Annotated in this window: 20 protein-coding genes and 2 tRNA genes; 16 read left to right on the forward strand and 6 right to left on the reverse strand. The window is 33.1% G+C overall.

Annotation, left to right across the window (positions count from 1 at the left end):
* Positions 1-47: 47 nt before the first annotated feature.
* The 4 genes from porL (at position 48) to NAT47_RS01545 (ending at position 4,352) form a co-directional block, all read left to right on the forward strand.
* Positions 48-695 carry a type IX secretion system motor protein PorL/GldL gene (porL, locus tag NAT47_RS01530; protein WP_250579670.1) on the forward strand — a complete coding sequence of 216 codons (648 nt, stop codon included), beginning with the start codon at positions 48-50 and terminating at the stop codon, positions 693-695.
* 49 nt (positions 696-744) lie between these two features.
* Positions 745-2,271 carry a type IX secretion system motor protein PorM/GldM gene (gene porM, locus NAT47_RS01535; protein WP_250579671.1) on the forward strand — a complete coding sequence of 509 codons (1,527 nt, stop codon included), beginning with the start codon at positions 745-747 and terminating at the stop codon, positions 2,269-2,271.
* A 49-nt stretch (positions 2,272-2,320) separates the two neighbouring features.
* Positions 2,321-3,235: a type IX secretion system ring subunit PorN/GldN gene (gene porN, locus NAT47_RS01540; protein WP_250579672.1), complete on the forward strand. Its 915-nt coding sequence runs from the start codon at positions 2,321-2,323 to the stop codon at positions 3,233-3,235.
* 64 nt (positions 3,236-3,299) lie between these two features.
* Entirely contained in the window at positions 3,300-4,352 is a 1,053-nt protein-coding gene (locus NAT47_RS01545; RefSeq protein WP_250579673.1) for an NAD(P)/FAD-dependent oxidoreductase, read from the forward strand.
* Positions 4,353-4,370: 18 nt separating this feature from the next.
* On the opposite strand, the gene NAT47_RS01550 is transcribed toward NAT47_RS01545, so the two are convergent.
* Entirely contained in the window at positions 4,371-4,787 is a 417-nt protein-coding gene (locus tag NAT47_RS01550; RefSeq protein WP_250579674.1) for a DUF983 domain-containing protein, read from the reverse strand.
* 144 nt (positions 4,788-4,931) lie between these two features.
* Here NAT47_RS01550 and NAT47_RS01555 point away from each other — a divergent pair, with 144 nt between their 5' ends.
* A complete protein-coding gene (locus NAT47_RS01555) occupies positions 4,932-6,848 on the forward strand; it encodes an ABC-F family ATP-binding cassette domain-containing protein (RefSeq protein WP_250579675.1) in 1,917 nt (638 codons plus the stop codon).
* 186 nt (positions 6,849-7,034) lie between these two features.
* On the opposite strand, the gene NAT47_RS01560 is transcribed toward NAT47_RS01555, so the two are convergent.
* A complete protein-coding gene (locus NAT47_RS01560) occupies positions 7,035-8,009 on the reverse strand; it encodes a GSCFA domain-containing protein (RefSeq protein ID WP_250579676.1) in 975 nt (324 codons plus the stop codon).
* Positions 8,010-8,089: 80 nt separating this feature from the next.
* Here NAT47_RS01560 and NAT47_RS01565 point away from each other — a divergent pair, with 80 nt between their 5' ends.
* A complete protein-coding gene (locus NAT47_RS01565; RefSeq protein ID WP_250579677.1) occupies positions 8,090-8,461 on the forward strand; it encodes a RidA family protein in 372 nt (123 codons plus the stop codon).
* Positions 8,462-8,598: 137 nt separating this feature from the next.
* Here the strand turns inward: NAT47_RS01565 and alaS are convergent, their stop codons facing one another.
* On the reverse strand, positions 8,599-11,250 hold the full coding sequence (alaS, locus tag NAT47_RS01570) for an alanine--tRNA ligase (RefSeq protein ID WP_250579678.1): 2,652 nt from the start codon (positions 11,248-11,250) through the stop codon (positions 8,599-8,601).
* Positions 11,251-11,426: 176 nt separating this feature from the next.
* Between alaS and NAT47_RS01575 the strand changes: the two genes are divergently transcribed.
* From NAT47_RS01575 to NAT47_RS01595, 5 genes are all read left to right on the forward strand, one after another.
* A complete protein-coding gene (locus NAT47_RS01575; protein WP_250579680.1) occupies positions 11,427-12,404 on the forward strand; it encodes a M23 family metallopeptidase in 978 nt (325 codons plus the stop codon).
* A 99-nt stretch (positions 12,405-12,503) separates the two neighbouring features.
* Positions 12,504-12,836, forward strand: a complete 333-nt coding sequence (locus NAT47_RS01580) for a MerR family transcriptional regulator (protein WP_250579682.1) — start codon at positions 12,504-12,506, stop codon at positions 12,834-12,836.
* 33 nt (positions 12,837-12,869) lie between these two features.
* Entirely contained in the window at positions 12,870-13,472 is a 603-nt protein-coding gene (locus NAT47_RS01585; protein ID WP_250579683.1) for a LemA family protein, read from the forward strand.
* Positions 13,472-13,909, forward strand: a complete 438-nt coding sequence (locus NAT47_RS01590; RefSeq protein WP_250579684.1) for a TPM domain-containing protein — start codon at positions 13,472-13,474, stop codon at positions 13,907-13,909. The genes NAT47_RS01585 and NAT47_RS01590 overlap by 1 nt, the downstream gene beginning before the upstream one ends.
* Position 13,910: 1 nt before the next feature.
* Positions 13,911-14,672 (forward strand): TPM domain-containing protein, encoded by a 762-nt coding sequence (locus tag NAT47_RS01595; protein ID WP_250579685.1) that lies wholly within the window; start codon positions 13,911-13,913, stop codon positions 14,670-14,672.
* 59 nt (positions 14,673-14,731) lie between these two features.
* On the opposite strand, the gene NAT47_RS01600 is transcribed toward NAT47_RS01595, so the two are convergent.
* Both NAT47_RS01600 and der read right to left on the reverse strand, forming a co-directional pair.
* Complete coding sequence (locus NAT47_RS01600; RefSeq protein ID WP_250579687.1) at positions 14,732-17,515, reverse strand: outer membrane beta-barrel protein; 2,784 nt, start codon at positions 17,513-17,515, stop codon at positions 14,732-14,734.
* 132 nt (positions 17,516-17,647) lie between these two features.
* The gene (der, locus tag NAT47_RS01605; RefSeq protein ID WP_250579688.1) at positions 17,648-18,958 is read right to left on the reverse strand and encodes a ribosome biogenesis GTPase Der; all 1,311 of its coding nucleotides are present in this window, start codon (positions 18,956-18,958) and stop codon (positions 17,648-17,650) included.
* 288 nt (positions 18,959-19,246) lie between these two features.
* Here der and NAT47_RS01610 point away from each other — a divergent pair, with 288 nt between their 5' ends.
* Entirely contained in the window at positions 19,247-19,738 is a 492-nt protein-coding gene (locus tag NAT47_RS01610) for a hypothetical protein (protein ID WP_250579689.1), read from the forward strand.
* 56 nt (positions 19,739-19,794) lie between these two features.
* Here the strand turns inward: NAT47_RS01610 and era are convergent, their stop codons facing one another.
* Entirely contained in the window at positions 19,795-20,679 is an 885-nt protein-coding gene (gene era, locus NAT47_RS01615; protein WP_250579690.1) for a GTPase Era, read from the reverse strand.
* A gap of 117 nt (positions 20,680-20,796) precedes the next feature.
* On the opposite strand from era, the gene NAT47_RS01620 reads away from it, so the two are divergent.
* From NAT47_RS01620 to NAT47_RS01635, 4 genes are all read left to right on the forward strand, one after another.
* Positions 20,797-20,869, forward strand: a tRNA-Met gene (locus NAT47_RS01620).
* Between the two features lie 29 nt (positions 20,870-20,898).
* Positions 20,899-20,971: transfer RNA gene (locus tag NAT47_RS01625), tRNA-Met, on the forward strand.
* Positions 20,972-21,110: 139 nt separating this feature from the next.
* The gene (locus tag NAT47_RS01630; protein WP_250579692.1) at positions 21,111-21,560 is read left to right on the forward strand and encodes a KTSC domain-containing protein; all 450 of its coding nucleotides are present in this window, start codon (positions 21,111-21,113) and stop codon (positions 21,558-21,560) included.
* A gap of 59 nt (positions 21,561-21,619) precedes the next feature.
* Positions 21,620-22,102 (forward strand): DUF1761 domain-containing protein, encoded by a 483-nt coding sequence (locus tag NAT47_RS01635; protein WP_250579693.1) that lies wholly within the window; start codon positions 21,620-21,622, stop codon positions 22,100-22,102.
* The last annotated feature ends 63 nt before the right edge of the window (positions 22,103-22,165 follow it).

Genomic DNA, 22,165 nt, shown 5'->3' on the forward strand with positions numbered 1-22,165 from the left:
TTAACCAATTTTATATTTTAACTTAACTAACTAAAAATTTATTTATTATGGCGTTATTATCACCAAAAGTTATGAACTTCTCATATGGTATGGGAGCTGCAGTTGTTATCATCGGGGCTTTATTTAAAATTGCTCACTTTGAGATTGGACCTTTAACAGGTACTGTAATGTTAACTATTGGACTTGTAACAGAAGCTGCTATTTTCGCAATTTCTGCTTTCGAAGAACCTGCAAAAGAACTTGATTGGTCTTTAGTTTACCCTGAATTAGCAGGTGGAGAAGCTACTACAAAAAAATCAAAATCTGAAAATCCAACTGAAGCACAAGGTTTATTGTCTCAAAAATTGGATGCTATGTTGAAAGAAGCTAAAATTGACGGTGAGTTAATGGCTAGCTTAGGTAATAGTATCAAAAATTTTGAAGGTGCTGCAAAATCTATTTCTCCTACTGTTGATGCTATGGCAGGTCAAAAGAAATATGCTGAAGAAATGACAACAGCGGCTGCTCAATTAGAGGCTTTGAATAATTTATATAAAATTCAATTAGAAAGTGCAGATAAAAATGCACAAGCTAACCAACAAATTGCTGAAAATGCATCTAAATTAAAAGAGCAAATGCAGTCAATGACATCTAACATTGCGTCTTTAAACGCTGTTTATGGAGGTATGTTATCTGCTATGAGTAACAGAGGATAATTAGTTTTATCATTAAATATTTATTAATTAAAAACTAATTTAAAAAGAAATGGCAGGAGGAAAATTAACCCCTAGACAGAAGATGATTAACCTGATGTACTTGGTTTTCATCGCAATGTTGGCAATGAACATGTCAAAAGAAGTACTTTCGGCTTTTGGTTTAATGAATGAAAAATTTGAGTCATCAAACACTTCAACTATTAAAACTAACGAGCAAAGTTTAGCTGCATTAGATTTAAAAGCTAAAGAAAATAAAGGTGAATTTATTAATGCTGCAGCTACAGCACACAAAGTTTCGGATGCATCAAAAAAGTTTTATGCTTTCATAGAAACTTTAAAACAAGAAAATATCCAAGGTACAGAAATGGAAGATGGAAAACTTCCATATGAGGCTATGGATAAAGCTGATAATTTAGATAATAGCTGGTTTACAGGAGATGGTTACACAAAAAGAGGTAACGAAGTTATGGCTGCTATCGAAACTTACAAATCGGAAGTAAAAGCTGCCTTAAGTGATCCTAAGTACAAGAACATCGTAAATCAACTTAATGACGCATTCAATACTGCTGACGTTAAAAATAAAGAAGGTGTTTCAATTAAATTCTTAGATTATCATTTTAAAGGATTTCCTCAAATTGCATCTTTAGCTAAGTTATCTGCTTGGCAAAGTGATATCATCAAAATTGAGACTGATGTTATTAATTCTGCTTTAGGTAAAGCAGCTGTTGATGAATCATCTTACAGCAAATTTGAAGCTATCGTGGTTTTAGATAAAAATGCTTATTTTGCCGGTGAACAAGTTTCAGGTAAAGTTGTTTTAGGTAAATATGACCCAAATGCTAAATTTGAAGGTTTTGTTGGGCCTGGAAAATTAGTTAATGGTCAGGCAGTTATTTCAACTACTGCAGGAGGAATTGGTGAACAAACTTTGTCAGGTTCTTTCAATTTTAAAGAAAATGGTAAACCAATTAATTTACCTTTCAAAGGTTCTTACGTTGTAGTACCTAGACCAAATCAAGCAATAATTTCTGCTGATAAAATGAATGTTGTTTACCGTGGAGTTCCTAACCCAATCTCTATTTCTGTTCCAGGTATTGCTTCTAACAAAGTGAATGCTAGTGCTCCTGGTATGTCTAAAGTTGGTGATGGTAAATTCATGTTAAAACCAGGTGCTGGTAGCGAAGTTAAAATTAATGTTTCTGCAACTATGCCTGATGGTAAAGCAATGTCAAGCTCTCAAGTATTTAGAATTAAAAGTCTTCCTGCTCCAACTGGTAAAGTAGGTGGAGCTGAAAAGAATAAAGGACCAAAATCTAATCTTGAAGTATGTACTGTAACTGCTGTTATGGAAGATTTTGACTTCCCAGTAAATGTTAATGTTACACAATTTAATATTAAAGTTCCTGGACAAGCAACAGTAGTTGTTAATGGTAATAAAATGGATTCTAGAGCTAGAGCTGCTATTGCTAAAGCCGCTAAAGGTGATGTGGTGGTGATTTCAGATATTAAAGCTAATTTCGTTGGAATTGACCAATTACCTAAAAAAGTATCTATTTGTACTTACGAAATACAATAATTTAAATCAATTTGTGTTTATATTATAGACCAAATAAAAATAGAATAAAATGAATTGGAGAAATAGTATTGCAATTTTAACATTAATCTTAAGCACTTCTACATTCGCTCAGTCAAATTTGCTTAACGCAAAAACACCTGATCAAATTGGTAAAAAAACTGAAGCAGAATTAAATGCTGATAATGATAAACCATTACCTTACGGATATGTACATGATAGAGATATTTTAATGGGAAAACGTATTTGGGAATTTATTGATCTTGATGAAAGAGTAAATTTCCCTTTGTATTTTCCTGTTGAAGGAGATGTTATGACTTCTCCTGATAGAAGACCTCTTTACAATGTACTGGTAAGCGCTATTAAAGAAGGTAAAATTACAGAAGTTTACGACTCAAGTTATTTCACCACAAAAAAATCTCTTAAAGATATTGAAAGTGCTTTATTCAAAATTGATACTACTGATGCCGGTCGTGATCAAATGAATGAGGATATTGAAGCTTATAGAAGCGGAAAAATGAAAATTTCTGAAGAGTATATTATTAAAACTGAAATCGAAGCTTACAATGTAGATGCATATAAAGTGGTAGGTTATTGGTATTTTGATAAAAGACAAAGTGAATTAAAATATCGTTTATTAGGTATTTGCCCTGTTGTTCCTGATGTTTATGAAATGGACAACCCAAATCCTGAAATGGTTGAGTTATTCTGGGTATATTTCCCAGCTTCACGTGATGTTTTACACAAAGCCAAAGCTTTTAATAACAGAAACTCAGCAATGCCTTTTACTTTTGACCATTTATTAAATGCACGACGTTTTAATGGTGTAATTTATTTAGAAGAAAATGTGTACGGTGATCGTAAAATCGCCGAATACATGAAAGAAAATGCACAAATGCAGTTATTAGAATCAGACCGAGTTAAAGAGAAGATTCGTGATTTTGAACAAGATATGTGGAATTATTAATAGTATTTCTCCAATTTCATTTAAAAACTCTTACCATTTGGTAAGAGTTTTTTAATTTTACAACATGATAGATTATATAATTGTAGGTAGTGGTCTCGCTGGAATTTCATTCGCTGAAATCGCTTTGAAGGCTTCTAAAAGTATTCTAGTTTTTGATAATAATTCGCAACCTTCTTCAAGAATAGCTGGTGGTTTATACAATCCTGTAGTTTTAAAACGTTTTAGCGAAGTTTGGAAAGCCAAAGAACAATTAGAATTTGCATTTCCTCTTTACGAGGAAATACATGAAAAATTAAACGTTGTTTTCGATTATAAAATCCCTATTCTAAGAAAACTAGCTTCTATCGAAGAACAAAACAATTGGTTTCAAGCGGCAGATAAACCTAATTTAGCCTCTTTTCTAAACCCAATTTTAGTCAATAAAAAGTATAACTTTATTGAATCACCTTTTCATTATGGATTAGTTAATGAAACGGGTTATTTAGATATTAACACTTTGATAATTTCCTATCTCGATTATCTTAAAAGTATACAATCTCTATCTGCAGAAACCTTTGACTATAACGAAATTAATTTTTTTGAAAATTATTTGGTTTACAAAGGAGTTAAAGCCAAACATGTTGTTTTTGCTGAAGGTTTTGGCTTACATAGTAACCCTTTCTTTAATGATTTGCCATTAGATGGAACAAAGGGTGAGTTACTTATCATAAAAGCTCCTAATCTCAATTTGGATGTAGTAATTAAGTCAAGTGTGTTCATTTTACCGATTGGAGATGATTTGTATAAAGTAGGAGCTACTTATAATTGGAAAGATAAAACAAATACTCCTACAGAAGAAGGAAAACAAGAGTTGGTAGAAAAGTTGAAAGAAATAATTTCTTGTGATTTCGAAATAGTACAACATTTTGGAGGTGTTCGTCCCACAGTTAAAGATAGAAGGCCTTTAGTAGGAACGCATCCAATTCATCAGCAACTACATGTTTTAAATGGCTTAGGCACGCGTGGTGTTATGCTAGGTCCTTTTTTAGCGAATCAATTGTTTCAACATATTGAAAATAAAATACCACTTGACAAAGAAATTGATATTGCTAGATGTTATAAAAAAAACCGAAACTAATTTGTTTCGGTTTTTAATTTATCGAATAGTAGGTTTGTTTTTGTCTTCAATATGTTCTTTCCAATTTTTGTCGTAAGTAATAAACATATTAATCCAAATATTTCTGGAAAGTCTCATAATTACTGGCATAAAAACAACCAAGGTAATAATAATTACAATAAAATTATTAATTAAACTCTTCTCTCCAACGAAGAAATAAGTAATGATGAAAGCGGCTACACCAAAAGCAATTCCAAGTGCATAACTCACATACATAGCACCATAAAAGAACGATGGTTCCATTTTATATTTTGTATGACAGTGATTGCATTTTTCATGCATTTTGTAAACATTCATAACATTATACGGATTTTTGTCTAAATACATGCTTTCTTCATGACATGTTGGACAACTTCCTGTTAAAATACTATTTAATATGGATCCTTTTTTTAACATTTGCAAAATATTTTACACAAAGGTACAATAACATATAATTTCTTGTGTAACAATTATTACAAATATCAATTAGTTTAAGATGAATTTAAGTTTTTAGTGTAAACTTTTAAACCCATAAAACTTTTAAACTTATAAACTTTTCAAATGCTAAACATACATAATTTATCGGTTTCATTTGGTGGAACTTATCTTTTTGAGGAAGTTACTTTCAGATTGGGTTCTGGAGATAGAGTAGGGCTTGTAGGGAAAAATGGTGCAGGTAAGTCAACCATGTTAAAAATGCTTGCTGGTGATTTTAAGCCTGATAGTGGCACTATCGCTACCGAAAAAGAAGTAAAAATCGGATTTCTTCGTCAAGATATTGATTTTGTTAAAGGACGTACGGTTTTAGAAGAAGCCTACATGGCTTTCGAAGAAATTAAACGTGCCGAATTCAGAATTGATGAAATCAATCACCAGTTAGCCACAAGAACCGATTACGAAAGTCAGGAATACTCCGATTTGATTGAGGAGTTGAGCGATGTTACACATCATTATGAAGTTTTAGGAGGTTATAATTATGTAGGAGATACCGAGAAAATCCTTTTAGGTTTAGGATTTAAACGGGAAGAATTCAACAATCAAACCGATACTTTTTCGGGTGGATGGAGAATGCGTATCGAACTAGCAAAATTATTACTACAATCAAACGATATTCTTCTTCTAGATGAGCCTACCAACCACTTAGATATAGAAAGTATCATTTGGTTAGAAGGTTTTTTAAGAAATTTTACCGGTGTTGTTGTAATCGTGTCTCACGATAAAATGTTTTTGGATAACGTTACGAATCGTACCATTGAAATTTCTTTAGGTAAAGCATACGATTTCAATAAACCGTATTCAGAATATTTAGTGTTGCGTCAAGAAATTCGTGAAAAACAATTAGCTACTCAAAAAAATCAAGCCAAAAAAATCGAAGAAACCGAAAAACTAATCGAGAAATTCCGTGCTAAAGCCTCTAAAGCTTCAATGGCTCAGTCTTTAATTAAGAAATTAGATAAAGTAGAACGCATCGAAGTAGATGAAGATGATAATTCGGTGATGCATATTTCGTTTCCCGTTTCTCAAACTCCAGGTCGTGTTGTAATCGAAGCCGAACATGTAACCAAAGCTTACGGTGATAAAGTGATTCTAAAGGACATTTCACTTTTAGTAGAACGGGGTAGTAAAATTGCATTTGTAGGTCAAAACGGTCAAGGGAAATCTACTTTTATCAAAGCCATTGTAAACGAATTCGAATACGAAGGAACCATCAAACTCGGACATAACGTACAATTAGGGTATTTTGCTCAAAATCAAGCAGAATATTTGGATGGCGAAAAAACCTTGTTAGACACCATGCTAGAAGCGGCAACTGATACCAATCGCTCTAAAGTGCGCGACATGTTGGGGGCGTTTTTATTCCGTGGTGATGATGTGGAGAAAAAAGTAAAGGTGCTTTCTGGAGGTGAGCGAAATCGTTTGGCGCTTTGTAAATTGCTTTTACAGCCAATAAATGTTCTGGTAATGGACGAGCCAACAAACCACCTAGATATTAAGTCTAAAAACGTCTTAAAAGCTGCTCTACAGCAATTCGAAGGTACCTTATTGTTGGTGTCGCACGACCGTGATTTCTTACAAGGAATGTCCAATATTGTGTACGAATTCAAGGATCAAAAAATCAAAGAATATTTGGGCGATATCAATTTCTTCCTAGAACAAAGAAACGCGACCAACATGCGCGAAATTGAGAAAAAAGAAACAGAAGTAAAAACGAATGTATCTAAAGAAATCAAAACTATTTCCTACGAAGATCAAAAAAAGGCAAAAGGACTTCAAAATAAATTAAGCAAAATCGAAAGCCAAATACAACAACTAGAAAAAGACATCCAAGCCGACGATAAGGCGTTAGCAACTCATTACGACAAACATGCTGAAGATGCTAATTTCTTTGCTGCTTACGAAAAAAAGAAAAAGGAATTGGAGCAATTACTTGAAGATTGGGAAAGTGTTCAACTCGAAATTGAAGTTCTGAATTCTTAATTTTAGAGCCTTTTTCCAGCTATTCGTTGCAAGTTTTTGTCAAAAAAATAAGTTTTGTAAGCGATAAAAAGAGCTTCTTAGGTCGCTTTTTTATCGCAACAAAACTAAAATTTTTTCAACAAAAAGCTTTTCACTGCTATCTGGGGCAAGTTACCAGAATTTTGAGGTAGTCTAGTGTATTTTTATTTAAAAGGAAACATGTGGTAATTTTTTCTTAATCGTTTCAATTTTCAGATTCAATTGAGCTAAAAATTTCTGATGACTTTCCGTATTCGGATTAAACGGACGATGCGCCAATCCTTTTTGAATGGCATCCACTTCTTCCATCAATTTTGCTGCCGATTCCGATATGTAATGTTCATAAAAGCGCAACCAAATATAATCAATTGCAGTTTGATTCGGATGCAACATATCTTCAGCATAAAAACGATAATCGCGCAATTCGTCCATCATAATTTCGTAAGAAGGAAAATAGTTACGATTCTGATTTGTCACTTCGAGCGAAGTCGAAAATTTCTTATTCAAAATCGAATGAATTGCTGCAATCAAATGTGCTTTACTCAAGGTGTTTTCGATAAAACCATCCTTTATATGCCGCACAGGTGAAACCGTAAAAATAAAATGACAATTTGGATTTACAGAATGGATTAATAAAATAATATTTTCTAAACTTTTTTCGGTTTGTTCAATCGAAAGTAATTCTTTCGTAAATTGTTTTTGCGGCACTTTATGACAATTGGCAACAATTTCATGGGTTTCAATATTGCTGTAAACCCATGAAGTCCCTAATGTAATAATACAATGTGTTAATGCAGCAATATGGCGATGTGTTGATTCTAAAATCGAATTCAAATGACTCAAAAATAGGTCTTTATCTGGATTTGATAATTCGGAATGCACTTCATAACAATGCCATAATTCATTGTGAAAAAAAATGTCGTTTTCGGTAAATTTTTTATTTTCAACAACACGGCGGATTAACTTTTCTAACGAAACCGCATTAAAAATAATTCCAAATGGATTGGTAGTGGCCTGATACTTAAAATACGAAAACTTCTTTCCTATATTCTCTGCAAAACAGGAACCCAACAACATAATTTTCGAATCATAATCGATTGGGAAACTGCTTTTTTGAACGGGTATTTTGGTTGTGAATTGCAAATCAATAGGGTTTAAAGCCCAAATTTAAACTACTTTTTACAAAAAACGCGTATTTTTACTCAAGATTTAATGCAATACAAATGATTGAAAAAGAATACATCGAACCAAACGAAGGTTTTTCTCAAACTGTGGTAGTGAAAACTGGAAATTTCAAAACACTTTACATTTCAGGACAAATAGGTGATGGTGTAAATTTAGAAACACAAACCATTTCTACATTTCAAAATTTAGAAAAACAACTTACGAATTGCAATGCAACTTTTAAAGATGTAGTAAAAATGAATACCTATATCGTAAATTTCAATCCCGAAGTGGATTTACCAATTTTTAGAAAAGTCAGAAAAGAATTTCTTGGAACTGAAAATTATCCAGCAAGCACATTAGTGGGTGTAGAAAGTTTAGGAAGAAAAGAATGGTTGATTGAGATTGAGGCGATTGCAGTAGTAGAATAAAAAATACCGACAAAATTTTATTTTTATCGGTATTTTAATATAAATTCTCCTTGTCATCCTGAACTCCTTTCAGGATCTAAAATAATCTGTATTCTTGAGATGCTGAAAGGAGTTTAGCATGACAACGTTTTTAATTGCTATTTCAAAAATTCAACCGCTTTCTCCAATGCCTCTTTAATTCCACCAACATTCTTCCCTTTTCCTGAAGCAAAGAATGGTTGTCCACCACCATTTCCGTCGATTAGTTTTCCTAATTCTCTGATGACGTTTCCGGCGTTTAATCCTTTTTCAGCAACTAATTCTTTTGAAATGTAGCAGTGAATATTTGGAGCATTATCTTCAATAGAAGCTAAGAATACAAACGCGTTTGGTTTTGAAGTTCCGATAGCTTGTGCTAAATCTTTAGTTGAACTCATAGACAAATCTACTTGTTTTGCTAAAAATTGAATGCCGTTGATTTCTTGGAAATCGTTGATTAAAGTATTTTTTAATCCTTCGATTTTTTCTTTAACTAATTGCTCTAATTGTTTTTTCAATTTCGCATTGTCATCTTGTAATGAAGCCACCGATTTTAAAACATCTTGTGGGTTTTTCAACACTTCTTTGATTTCAGCTAATGTATCTTCTTGATTTTTATAAAAATCTTTCACCGCATCACCTGTAATCGCTTCAATACGACGAATTCCAGCCGCAACAGCTCCTTCTGAAACAATTTTGAAATGCCAAATATCAGCAGTGTTTTTCACGTGAATTCCTCCACATAATTCTTTACTATCTCCAAATTCAATCATACGAACATTGTCGCCATATTTCTCTCCAAACAATGCCATCGCACCTTTGTCTAATGCTTCTTTAATTGGAATATTTCTATGTTCTACTAATTGCAATTGCGCTTCAATTTGTTGATTTACACTTGCTTCAACTTGACGTAATTCTTCATCCGAAACTTTAGAAAAATGCGAGAAGTCAAAACGTAAGTAATTTGGATTTACTAACGAACCTTTTTGTTCTACATGTGTTCCTAAAATGCTTCTCAAAGCCAAATGCATCAAATGCGTAGCCGAGTGATTTTTAGAAGTTGAAGTTCTTAATTCGGTATTTACTTTTGCAACAAATTCAGCTTCCACATTTTCAGGAAGTTGTTTTGCGAAATGTAATATTAAGTTGTTTTCTTTTTTCGTGTCGATAATTTCGATGGTTTCGTTTGCAGAAACTAATGTTCCTTTATCTCCAACTTGTCCACCACCTTCTGGATAGAACGGCGTATTATCTAAAACAATTTGGTACAAAACACCATCTTTTTTAGAATCTACTTTACGAATTCTAGTGATTTTAACATTGTTTTCCGTTTGGTCATACCCAACGAATGTTTCCACATTTCCATCAATTAAAACGTTCCAGTCGTCAGTAGTTACTTCCGAAGCCGCACGAGAACGCGCTTTTTGTTTTTGTAATTCAGTTTCGAATTCGGTTTCGTTAAACGAATAACCTTTTTCTTTTAAAATCAAAGCCGTTAAGTCTTTCGGGAAACCAAAAGTATCGTACAATTCAAAAACTTTTTCACCCGAAACTTCTTTTCCAGATGTTTCAGCAACTACTTTGTCTAATAACTGTAATCCTTGTTCTAAAGTTCTTAAGAAAGACGCTTCTTCTTCGCGAATTACATTGGTAACCAATTGTTGTTGCGATTTAATCTCTGGGAAAAATTCACCCATTTGATTCGCCAAAACTTCCACTAATTTGTTGATGAAAGGTTCTTTTGTTCCTAAAAACGTAAATCCGTAACGAATCGCACGACGTAAAATTCTACGAATTACATAACCCGCACCTGTATTTGAAGGCAATTGACCGTCAGCAATAGCAAAAGCTACCGCACGAACGTGGTCTACAATTACACGAATCGCAATATTGGTTTTGTTTTGTTCTTCTTGTATTGACAAGTCGCGACTTGTCATTGCATCATTTGAAGTGTATTTTAATCCTGTAATTTCTTCAACTTTCGCGATAAGCGGTGTAAAAACATCCGTATCGTAATTCGAAGTTACATTTTGCATCGCCATACACAAACGCTCAAATCCCATTCCGGTATCAACGTGTTGTGCTGGTAATTTTTCTAACGAACCATCTGCTTTACGGTTGAATTCCATAAATACGTTGTTCCAAATTTCCACTACTTGCGGATGATCGGCATTTACTAATTCTCTTCCTGAAACTGCAGCACGTTCTGCATCGGTTCTTAAATCGATATGAATTTCTGAACATGGACCACATGGACCTTGGTCGCCCATTTCCCAGAAGTTGTCTTTTTTATTCCCTAAAATGATTCGGTCTTCCGAAACATATTGTTTCCAAATATCAAAAGCTTCTTGGTCAAACGGAACGTTCTCTGCCGGATTTCCTTCAAAAACAGAAACATACAAACGGTCTTTGTCTAACTTTAAAACTTCAGTAAGAAATTCCCAAGCCCAAGCTAAGGCTTCTTTCTTGAAATAATCGCCAAACGACCAGTTTCCAAGCATTTCAAACATGGTGTGGTGATAAGTATCAAAACCTACATCTTCCAAATCATTGTGTTTTCCAGAAACACGAAGACATTTTTGCGTATCGGCTATTCTTGGACTTTTTGGAGTTCCATTGCCTAAGAAATATTCTTTGAATTGGGCCATTCCCGAGTTGTTGAACATCAAAGTTGGGTCGTCTTTTAAAACGATTGGCGCAGAAGGAACAATTAAATGTCCTTTCGATTCAAAAAAATTCAAGTATGCTTTACGAATGTCTTGCGATTTCATTATCAATAATTTAGATCTGTTTTTGTTTGTTTATTGTGAAAAGGGAACAAAGTAAAATGTTCAAAAAAATAGCTCAATTAAAAATAAAATAGCTCAAGAATGAAACATTTCTTAAATTTGTTCGTATAACCTATGTCAACCAATAAATTTGGCACAAAAATAGTATATTTTCATATATGTCGAAGGTAAAATATTATTACGATTCAGAAAATTTAGCATACAAGCGCATTCTGCCTAAAAAGAGAAAGAAATTTGCTTACGTAATGCTTTTTTTATTGTCTTCGGCATTGTTTGGATTTTTGAGTTTTTTCTTATTGGTTAACACGAGTTATTTCGAAACGCCAAAAGATAAAATTCAAGCCAGAGAAATCGAAGCCTTAAAGTTGAATTACACCGTTTTGAATAAGAAATTGGATTTGATGGACGATGTTTTGGAAGCCATTGAAAACAGAGATAATAATATTTATAGAATTTATTTTAACGCAACACCTATTTCTGAAGAAGAACGAAAAGCAGGATTTGGAGGCGTTAACCGATACAAAGATTTACAAGGTTTCAATAATTCTGAATTAATCGAAAATACGACAAGACGTGTTGATGTTTTAACTAAAGAATTGGTAATTCAATCGAAATCGTTAGATGAAATTGTAGCGTTAGCGAAACAGAAAGAGAAGTTGTTAGCGGCTATTCCTGCAATCCAACCAGTAAAAAATGAAGATTTAAAACAGATGGCCTCAGGTTTTGGTTACCGAAGCGATCCATTTACTAAAATTAGAAAATTCCATTACGGAATGGATTTCACTGCCAGAACAGGAACTCCAATATATGCCACTGGTGATGGTGTAGTCATGAAAGCAGATGCCTCGTTGTCAGGATACGGTAATCATATTGAAATAAATCATGGTTATGGATACAAAACCTTGTATGCGCATTTAAGCAAGTACAAATGTAAACCAGGACAAAGAGTAAAACGTGGTGACATCATTGGCTATGTGGGTAGCACAGGTAGGAGTCAGGCGCCTCATTTACATTATGAGGTTTTTAAAAATGGAGAACGCGTAAATCCGCTGAATTTTTATTACGGAAGTATTTCAGCTAAAGAATATATAGAAATAGCAAAATTAGCGAACCAAGAAAACCAATCTTTGGATTAGATTTGGGAGTTAGGAGATGGAAGTTAAGAGTAGTTATATTATTTAAATTTCATAAATTTCTTTAATCACTTTTCCAAAAATTAAAATTGAACTTGAAAAATGCATTTAGAATTACCACCAAATAAAAGATACTACAGCATTGGCGAAATTGCCAAAGCGTTCAACGTGAATGCGTCTTTGATTCGTTTTTGGGATAAAGAATTCGATATTCTAAAACCAAAGAAAAATGCAAAAGGAAATCGCATGTTTACACCAGAAGATGTAAAGAACTTGCAATTGATTTATCATTTAGTAAAAGAGCGCGGATTTACTTTGGATGGAGCTAAAACGCATCTGAAAGAAAATCAAAAGAAAACGCTTGATAAATTCGAAATTATTTCAAAACTAGAAACTATTAAAGCACAATTGAACACCATTAAAAATCAACTATAAATTATTAATTAAACTTTTAAAAAATTAAAAAACATGAGAAAATTTTTGCCTTGGATAATAGCAGGAGGATTATTATTAATCATCGGATTTTGGTACATCGGTATTAAAAACGGAGCCGTTCGTGTAAATCAGGAAGTAAATAAAGAATGGGGAAATGTTGAAACCTCATACCAAAGAAGAAATGACCTTATTGGAAATTTAGTTAAAACGGTTCAAGGTTCGGCTGATTTTGAAAAATCTACTTTAGAAGCGGTTATCAAAGCGCGTTCTGAAGCAACTTCTGTAAAAATTGACCCAACAAATATTACACCAGAGCAATTAGCACAATTTAATCAAGCGCAAGGAAACTTGAATAGTTCTTTGTCAAGATTATTGGTTACTGTGGAGCAATATCCTGATTTAAAAGCAAATCAAAACTTCTTGAAATTACAAGATGAATTGGCTAGTACAGAAAATCAAATCTTAACAGCAAGAACACGTTTCAACGAATCTGTTCAAAAATATAACAATTACATTTTGGTTTTTCCTAATTCAATGTTCTTAGGAAACTACAAAGAAAAACCTTATTTTGATGCAGTTGCAGGTGCTGAAAAACCAGTAGATGTTGAGTTTGACTTTAATAATGAGAAAAAATAATGTCTAAAACAGAAGATTTCTTATCAAAAGCTGACGAACAAGAAATTGTTCAAGCGATTATTGAAGCGGAAAAAAACACTTCGGGAGAAATCAGAGTGCATTTAGAAGAACATACTGAAAAATCACCTCTTGACCGAGCTCAGGAGGTTTTTTTTGAACTTCAAATGAATGAAACTAAAGACCGAAATGGAGTGCTGTTTTATGTAGGTATTTCGGATAAAAAGTTCGCTATAATTGGTGATGAAGGTATTGATAAAGTAGTAGAAGCTGATTTTTGGGATGGTACTAAAGACGTTGTAATCGCTAATTTTAAAGAAGGAAACTATAAAAAAGGCTTGGTAGAAGGAATCTTGAGAGCTGGTGAACGATTGAAGCAATACTTCCCACATCAAACCGATGATACCAATGAATTGTCTAACGAAATTTCGAGAGGTTAATATGAAAAAACTAATTATACTAGTATTTTTCCTTTCCGGAATTTATGCTAATGCCCAATTTACAATTCCAAAAGTTCCGTCTTTTCAAACGAGTGTATATGATTATGCTGATTTGTTAAATCCAACAGAAGAAAAAGAATTAGAGAACAAATTGGTTCGCTATTCGGATTCTACAACAACGCAAATTGTAGTTATTACGATTGATGATTTAAAAGGAGAATCTATTGGGATTTTGACTCCAAGATGGGCTCACGAATGGGGAATTGGTCAAGAAAAAGAAGACAACGGAATCTTGATTTTACTTTCCAAAAACGATAGGGAAATTTGGATTGCGCCAGGATATGGAGTAGAAGATAGGTTAACCGCAGGAATCAACGGAGAACTTATCCGAAACATCATCATTCCCGAATTCAAAGCAGGAAGTTATTATAACGGTTTAGACAAAGGCGCCGATGCTATTTTCGAAGTCTTAAAAGGAAAATACAAAGGTTCTAGAAAAGAATCAAAGAAAGATTTTCCAATTTTACCTGTTATCATTTTTGTAATCATTCTAATATTGATTGTTTCAAAAGCAAGTAAAGGAGGAGGAAATTCTGGTGGAGGTTCAAGAGGTTTAGATTTAGGCGACATCATAATTCTTAGCAGTCTCGGAAGAGGAAACGGAGGTTTTGGGGGTGGAAGCTTTGGTGGCGGATCAGGAGGATTTGGCGGCGGCTTCGGCGGTGGCGGTTTCTCAGGTGGTGGCGCTGGAGGTAGTTGGTAAATTAAATTACAAAGTAATCATAAAAAAAACTCGTTAGTAAACACTAACGAGTTTTTTGTTTAATCCATAAACATAATGCCTCCCTCTTTTTTCTTGCCTCCAAATTTCTCTAATTTATAGGTTAAAGAAAACATGGCATATTGTTGTAAAACTGTATTTTCCATATCGGTAATAGCGGTTGGTGTAATGGTTCGGGTTGCGCTGATATTTTGATTTAAAACATCATACACTTTTACTTTGGCTAATAATTTGTCTTGGAAGAAATTGTATCCAAAACTCAAATTCCATAAGTAGAAATCTTTTTGAAAACCATCTGCTATATTAGAGTTGTAGTTGTAACCAAAATCACTTCCTAAAACTACTTTTTTAGGCCAGTAACTTGTGATTTCTAATTTAGCACTATGCTTGAAGTTTTTAGTATTATCAATGACATAATTCGTAAAATCATTAGTAATGTATGTGTATCGATATGATGGATTAATCGTAATCATTTCGTCAATTGACCAAGTAATATTGGCTCTTGGACTTAAAGTTAAACCTTTTGATTCAAATAATTCGGCATTTGTTAATCCTTGATCATAATTGTAATCAAACTGCAATCCTAATCCATATTTAAACGTTCTTTTTTCTTTCTTTAACGATTTATTTAAACTAAAACCCACGTAAGTATTATAAGCTCTGTCAACATTTTGATAGGTTGTTGTTGCTTTAAAATCGGTATCATAAGTAGTAGAAGCCACAATTTGATTTACATTGTAATCTCCTCCAGCGTAAGCATAAAAACCACTTCGGGTCGCATAATCATAATTGTTAAAGTTGGTGTAAAGGGAGTAGTTTTCGTTAGGTTTTAAATTGGCATTTCCAATAATAGTATTCAGTGGATTTGCTAAATTTTCGAAAGGTAAAATTTGATTAGCATTTGGTAAATTTACTTGATAAGAATAATAACTATAAATAGATTTTGATTTACCTAACGTGATACTTAGATATCCATTCATTTTTGGGTACATATAATTTTTATTTACTGTAGTTGTATTGGATAAATAGTTAGATTGATTGTTGAAATTTATAATTTCTGTTCCCATGGAAATACTTCCTTGTATTTTTTTCTTTCGGATACTGATACCAACCATTGGAGTTAATGATGAAGTTGAAGAGATGATATCGTTTGAGAGTAAATCATTAAAGTTTGAATACGAATTTAATCCGTTGTCATAATCATAAGTTTCTCTAATATCATTTGATTTTTTATAATTATAAACGGTTTTTAGATTTAAGACTAATGAATCTTTTAAAGGTTGGTTGTAGCCCATTTCAAACCTATAACTATCATCTTTTGAGGTATCAACTCTAAATTGGTCTCTTTCGTCATTTGAACTTCCTGACTGAAAGAAAGTAGTAGTAGTTTTTGTAAATAAATCAGAATCATTTTTGCTGTTTTCGTTGCTTATTGATAAACTCAAACCTTTCCCTTTTTTATTTAACTGTTTGTAAAAATATAAGCTATTCTTAAAGTTGTTATTTGTACTCGACCAACTGTTATTACTCGTATTTTCATTTAATGCTGTTCCGGATTCATCAAATGTTGCATCGAATCCAGAATTCTTGTTTTTAATTTCATTCTTTGTAAAACTTGGACTCCAATATAAAGTTGTTGTTGAATCTATTTTTATTTCAAAATCCATTGCAATGCTATGTCCGTCAGAAATAGACTTAGTTTTTGATTCGGCTAAAGTATTGGTGTTTCCTGTTGGTAGCAAGTTGATTCTATTCGTTCTGTTATTATTGTTCGTTTCTGTATTCGAATAGTAGTAACTTCCATTTGGATTGATTTTCTTTTTTGCCCATTCATCAGCAAAATTGACCCCAATCATATTTGATGTTGTTATACCATTGTTACCACCAAACTGCATCCCGTTAATTCCAAAACTACCATTATCGTTTACCCAAATAGAACTATTTCTTCCGCCACCCATATTATCAAAAATCTCATCCATTGAAAATCCGACAGAGTTGATGTTATTTGAAGAACCTAAAACACTAATCTTTTGTGTATCTTTAAAATAATTAAATAGTAAACTAGATTCGTACCGTTCATCGGTTCCATAACCCACATTTGCTTTTCCAAAAACACCTTTATTTTTATCTTCTTGAATGGTTAAATTGATGGTTTTTTCGTCAGAGGTAGCATTTTGTCCCGATAATTCTTCCTCTTTAGTTTTAGTATCGGTTACTTGAACTTTGCTAATTATTTCGGCAGGCAAATTTTGAGTGGCAATTTTACCATCTTTACCAAAGAAAGGTTTTCCGTTGACTAATATGTTGTTTACTTCTTTTCCGTTAACGGTAATTTTACCATCTTCATCTATTTCAACACCCGGTAGTTGTTTTAATAATGCTTCCACATTAGCATCAGGACGAACTTTAAACGATGAAGCGTTAAATTCTAAAGTGTCGTTTTTTATAGTGATAGGGGGAGCTTCTGCCTTAATTAATATTTCTGATAAAGTATTGATGTTTTCTTCTAATTGAATAGTTCCGAAATCTTTATCGTTAATTATTGATTCTAGTTTTTCAGAATATTCTTTATAACCATTATAAGAAATCTTGAAAAAAATAGGAGTATTGATTTTTTTAGTTTTAATAGAAAAATTTCCTGACTTGTCAGTAATTGTGTAATCAATAACTGTAGAATCTTTTACTGATTTTAAATATACTGTCGCAGATTCTAAAGGAAACGAACTTCCTTTTTCTACAATTTTTCCTTGAATTGTGACTGTATTTTGACCAAAACCATTAAATGTAAATAAAAATGTAATGAACGAAAAAAAATATTTGAACATGAAATAAAAGAGATTGGTTAGTAAATTCTTATTAACAGCGAAATAAGTTATTTATTTTGTAAATATAAATTTTCTTACGAAAAATTTAACAAAGAACATAAAAAAACCGAAGCATTAACTTCGGTTTTTTTACTATTTCTGTCTGAAATAAATATCAATTGGAACACCACTAAAATTGTAGTTTTCTCTCAGTTTATTTTCAATAAAGCGTTTGTACGGATCTTTTACATATTGTGGTAAGTTCGCAAAAAACACAAACTGAGGCGTTGGTGTTGGCAACTGCATACAATATTTAATCTTGATGTATTTTCCTTTCAATGCTGGCGGCGGTGTTGCTTCAATAATTGGTAACATCAACTCGTTGAATTTCGAAGTTGAAATACGTTGTTTTCTGTTTTCAAAAACTTCCACTGCAGTTTCTAATGCTTTTAATAAACGTTGTTTCGTTAAAGCGGAAACGAATAAAATTGGCACATCAGTAAAAGGAGCAATTTCTTCTCTAATTTTTCTTTCGTAATCGCGAGTCGACATGGTGTCTTTTTCAACCAAATCCCATTTGTTCACTAAGATTACGATTCCTTTACGGTTTTTCTCTGCCAACCAAAAAATACTTTGATCTTGTCCTTCAAATCCGCGAGTCGCATCAATAACTAATAAACACACATCACTGTGCTCAATTGCTCTTACCGAACGCATTACCGAGTAAAATTCTAAATCTTCTTTTACTTTTGCTTTACGTCTAATTCCAGCCGTATCTACTAAGTTGAATTCAAATCCAAAACGGTTGTATTTCGTGTCAATCGCATCACGAGTAGTTCCTGCAATATCGGTTACTACAAATCGATCTTCACCAATTAAAGCGTTGATGAATGATGATTTTCCAGCATTTGGTCTTCCTACAACACAAAATCTTGGTAACGGATTTTCTTCTTCTATCGCTTCTGGCAATTCAGGTAAAACCTCTACGATTTTATCTAATAATTCCCCAGTTCCGCTTCCGCTCATTCCTGAAATGGTGAAATATTCACCTAATCCTAAATTATAGAACTCCACAGCGTCTTTTTCACGCATGGCGTTGTCTACTTTATTAACAACTAAAAGTATAGGTTTTTTAACTTTACGAAGCAATTTCGCTACTTCTTCATCCATTGGAGTTATGCCTTCCTCAACATCTACCACAAAAACAATAGCATCCGCCTCGTCAATAGCTAATTCTACTTGACGACGAATTTCTCCTTCAAAAATATCATCCGAACCTTTTACATAACCTCCGGTATCAATTACCGAAAATTCTTTTCCGTTCCACTCACTTTTTCCATAATTTCTATCACGCGTAACACCGCTTACCGAGTCAACAATGGCTTCTCTTCGCTGAATTAAACGGTTAAAAAATGTGGATTTTCCAACATTTGGTCTTCCTACAATGGCAACAATATTGTTCATAATCTTATTTTGAATCGGCAAAAGTACGATTTTTTTTGGAGCTTTTTCCAGCTATCCATTACAACTCCACAATTTTACGTCTTTTTTTCTAAATTTATTGCAACAGCTTCTAAGGTCGCTATCACAATAAAAAGAAAAAATAGGTGTAAAATTTGCGGGGTTTTTATTGCAAATTAAATTCATCGAACTCCTATAGAAAATATTAAATTAGTGAGATAATCTGGGCTAAACTGAAAATTTTATTCAACATTTGTTAAAAATTTATATATTCGCACAAATCCCAAGTGTATGGAACCCGAAAAAAGCATCGCACTTCGTCCCAGATTTGAAGTGGAGTCAAAAAATAGTGTGGAAAAAATCCTCGAAAGAGCTAAAACGCTAAAATCAGAATTAAAGTCGGATTACCAAATCAAAATCATAGACGAACATTTGTATTTCTATTTCAGTAAAGAAAAAAGAAAATATTATTCACCATTTTTACATTTGGAACTAGAAGCCAACGAAGGTAAAACTATCGTAAAAGGTTTGTTTGGACCTGAGCAATTGCTTTGGACCCTTTTTATGTTTCTACACTTTGTTGTAGCGGGATTGTTTTTGGTGTTCAGCATGATGGCCTACACACATTGGTCGCTAAATCAGTCAATAGTATTGGATGTTGTCGTGATTTCTCTTATGGTTGTCTGTTGGATAATACTTTATTTTACAGCAAGAATTAACCGAGAAAAAGGTGTGCCTCAAATGCACGAATTGGAAGATTTGATGTATAAAGTTTTAGAATAAAAAAACATGATGAAGTTCATCAGGTATCTTTTATCTTTCTTCTTTGCTCTTTCTTCTTATTTCTGGTTATACCCAAAACGTCTCAATTGACGCTCGTTACTTCTCCAATCTTTATTTACTTTAACGTAAGTAGCTAAGTGAATTTGTTTTCCAAAGAATTTTTCTAAATCTTCACGGGCTTGAATACCAACTTTCTTCAATGCAGCACCTTTGTGTCCAATGATGATTCCTTTTTGCGTATCGCGTTCTACCATAATTACGGCACGAATTCTAATGATGTTGTCGTCTTCAATAAATTCTTCCGTTTCAATTTCTACTGCATAAGGAATTTCTTTATCATAATTCAATAAGATTTTTTCACGAATGGTTTCGTTAACAAAGAAACGCTCAGGTTTATCAGTCAAAGCATCTTTTGGATAAAATGCGGGAGAAACAGGAAGCAATTCGATAATTCTATCAAAAACGGTTTGCACATTAAAGTTTTCTAAGGCTGAAATCGGATAAATTTCGGCATTTGGCACTTTATCTTTCCACAATTGAACTTGCTCGTCTAATTGTTCTTGGTTCGATTTGTCAATTTTATTCAATAATAACAAAACCGGAATCTTAGAATGGATAATTTTATTAAAAAACGCTTCGTCTTTTAATTCTTTTTCGCCAATTTCTACCATGTAAACCAAAATGTCAGCATCTTCAAAAGCCGATTTCACAAAATCCATCATCGAATTTTGTAATTCATACGCTGGTTTAATAATTCCAGGCGTATCTGAAAATAAAACTTGAAAATCATCTCCATTTACAATTCCTAAAATACGGTGTCTAGTGGTTTGTGCTTTCGATGTGATAATAGAAAGACGTTCACCTACAAACGCATTCATAAGAGTTGATTTCCCTACATTCGGATTTCCAATGATATTTACATAACCTGCTCTGTGCTCCATTTCAATAAATTTATGGGTACAAAGGTAGTGATAACGCCTGAAATAGTAGAAAGAAAACATTATTTTTAAAAAAGTCTTGTAATTTTAAATAAAGATTGTACCTTTGCACTCACAAATCGCGGGATAGAGCAGTAGGCAGCTCGTCGGGCTCATAACCCGAAGGTCACAGGTTCGAGTCCTGTTCCCGCTACTAAGAATTTTTGAATTACAACCGTACATCGCGGGATAGAGCAGTAGGCAGCTCGTCGGGCTCATAACCCGAAGGTCACAGGTTCGAGTCCTGTTCCCGCTACTAAGAAGCTTCACAGAAATGTGAAGCTTTTTTATTTATAATTAATTCATTAACAAATGATTATGATTGTGATTGTTTTTGTTTTTCTTGCTTGATTAAATAATAAAACACTACTTTTGCACCTTTATTTTTAAAAATTATGAATCCAAAAAAAATTGCCGAGTACAGAAAATTACTCAATGTTACTAAAACAGCTACGCTGAAAGAATTGAAAACCATCTACAGAAATAGCATGAAGGAAGATCATCCTGATACTATTGCTGATCCTGTGGAGCGTTTAGCTGCTGAAGAAAGAAGTAAAAATATTATTGAGGCATACCATTTTTTGGTTAGTATTGCTCCTGAAACACAAGAGAAAAATAAAGAGGTTTACCAAAGAATTACTTCAACTGTAAATATTCAAGATTTTTATATGGATAATGGCGTGTTGTATATTTCATTTTTAGATGGAAGTAACTACGAATATTTCAGCGTGCCAAAAGTAACCTACATTAAAATGGTAAATGCTGAGTCTCCAAGTCGTTTTGCAAGAAGACACATTTATAATGAGTTCTTATATCGCAGTGCAAGCAAAATAGTTGCAGAATAAACAATTGTTAAAAAATATCCCTACTTTTGATATACTAACCAAAAAAAACTATATCAATTATGGAAATTAATTTTTTAGCTGTTTTAGTGGCAGCACTCTCCAGTTTTGTCGTTGGATTTGTGTGGTATAATCCTAAAGTATTCGGAACGATTTGGATGAAGGAAGTCGGGATGACTGAGGAAAAAGCCAAACAAGGAAATATGGCAAAAATCTTCGGATTAACATTTCTATTTGCCTTTATGTTAGCTTTTATAATGATGCCAATAACGATTCACCAATTTGGTGCTTTAGGAATGGTTGGAGGAGATGAAACAAAAGCATTACCTTCTTATGCCGCTTTTATAGCAGATTATCAAGATGCCTTCAGAACTTTTAAGCATGGTGCGTTACATGGTGCTATGATTGGTCTTTTTGTAGCCCTGCCAGTAGTTGCAACAAACTGTTTATTTGAACAAAAATCATTCCGATATGCTGCGATTACTTCAGGTTATTGGATTGTAGTCATGACCTTAATGGGTGCTATTATCTGTGGCTGGAAATAAATTGAATTTTAACATTTAATTATATAGGAATCGCTCTACATTTGTGGGGCGATTTTATTTTCA

This window comes from Flavobacterium fragile (assembly GCF_023634865.1).
GTDB classification, from domain to species: domain Bacteria; phylum Bacteroidota; class Bacteroidia; order Flavobacteriales; family Flavobacteriaceae; genus Flavobacterium; species Flavobacterium fragile.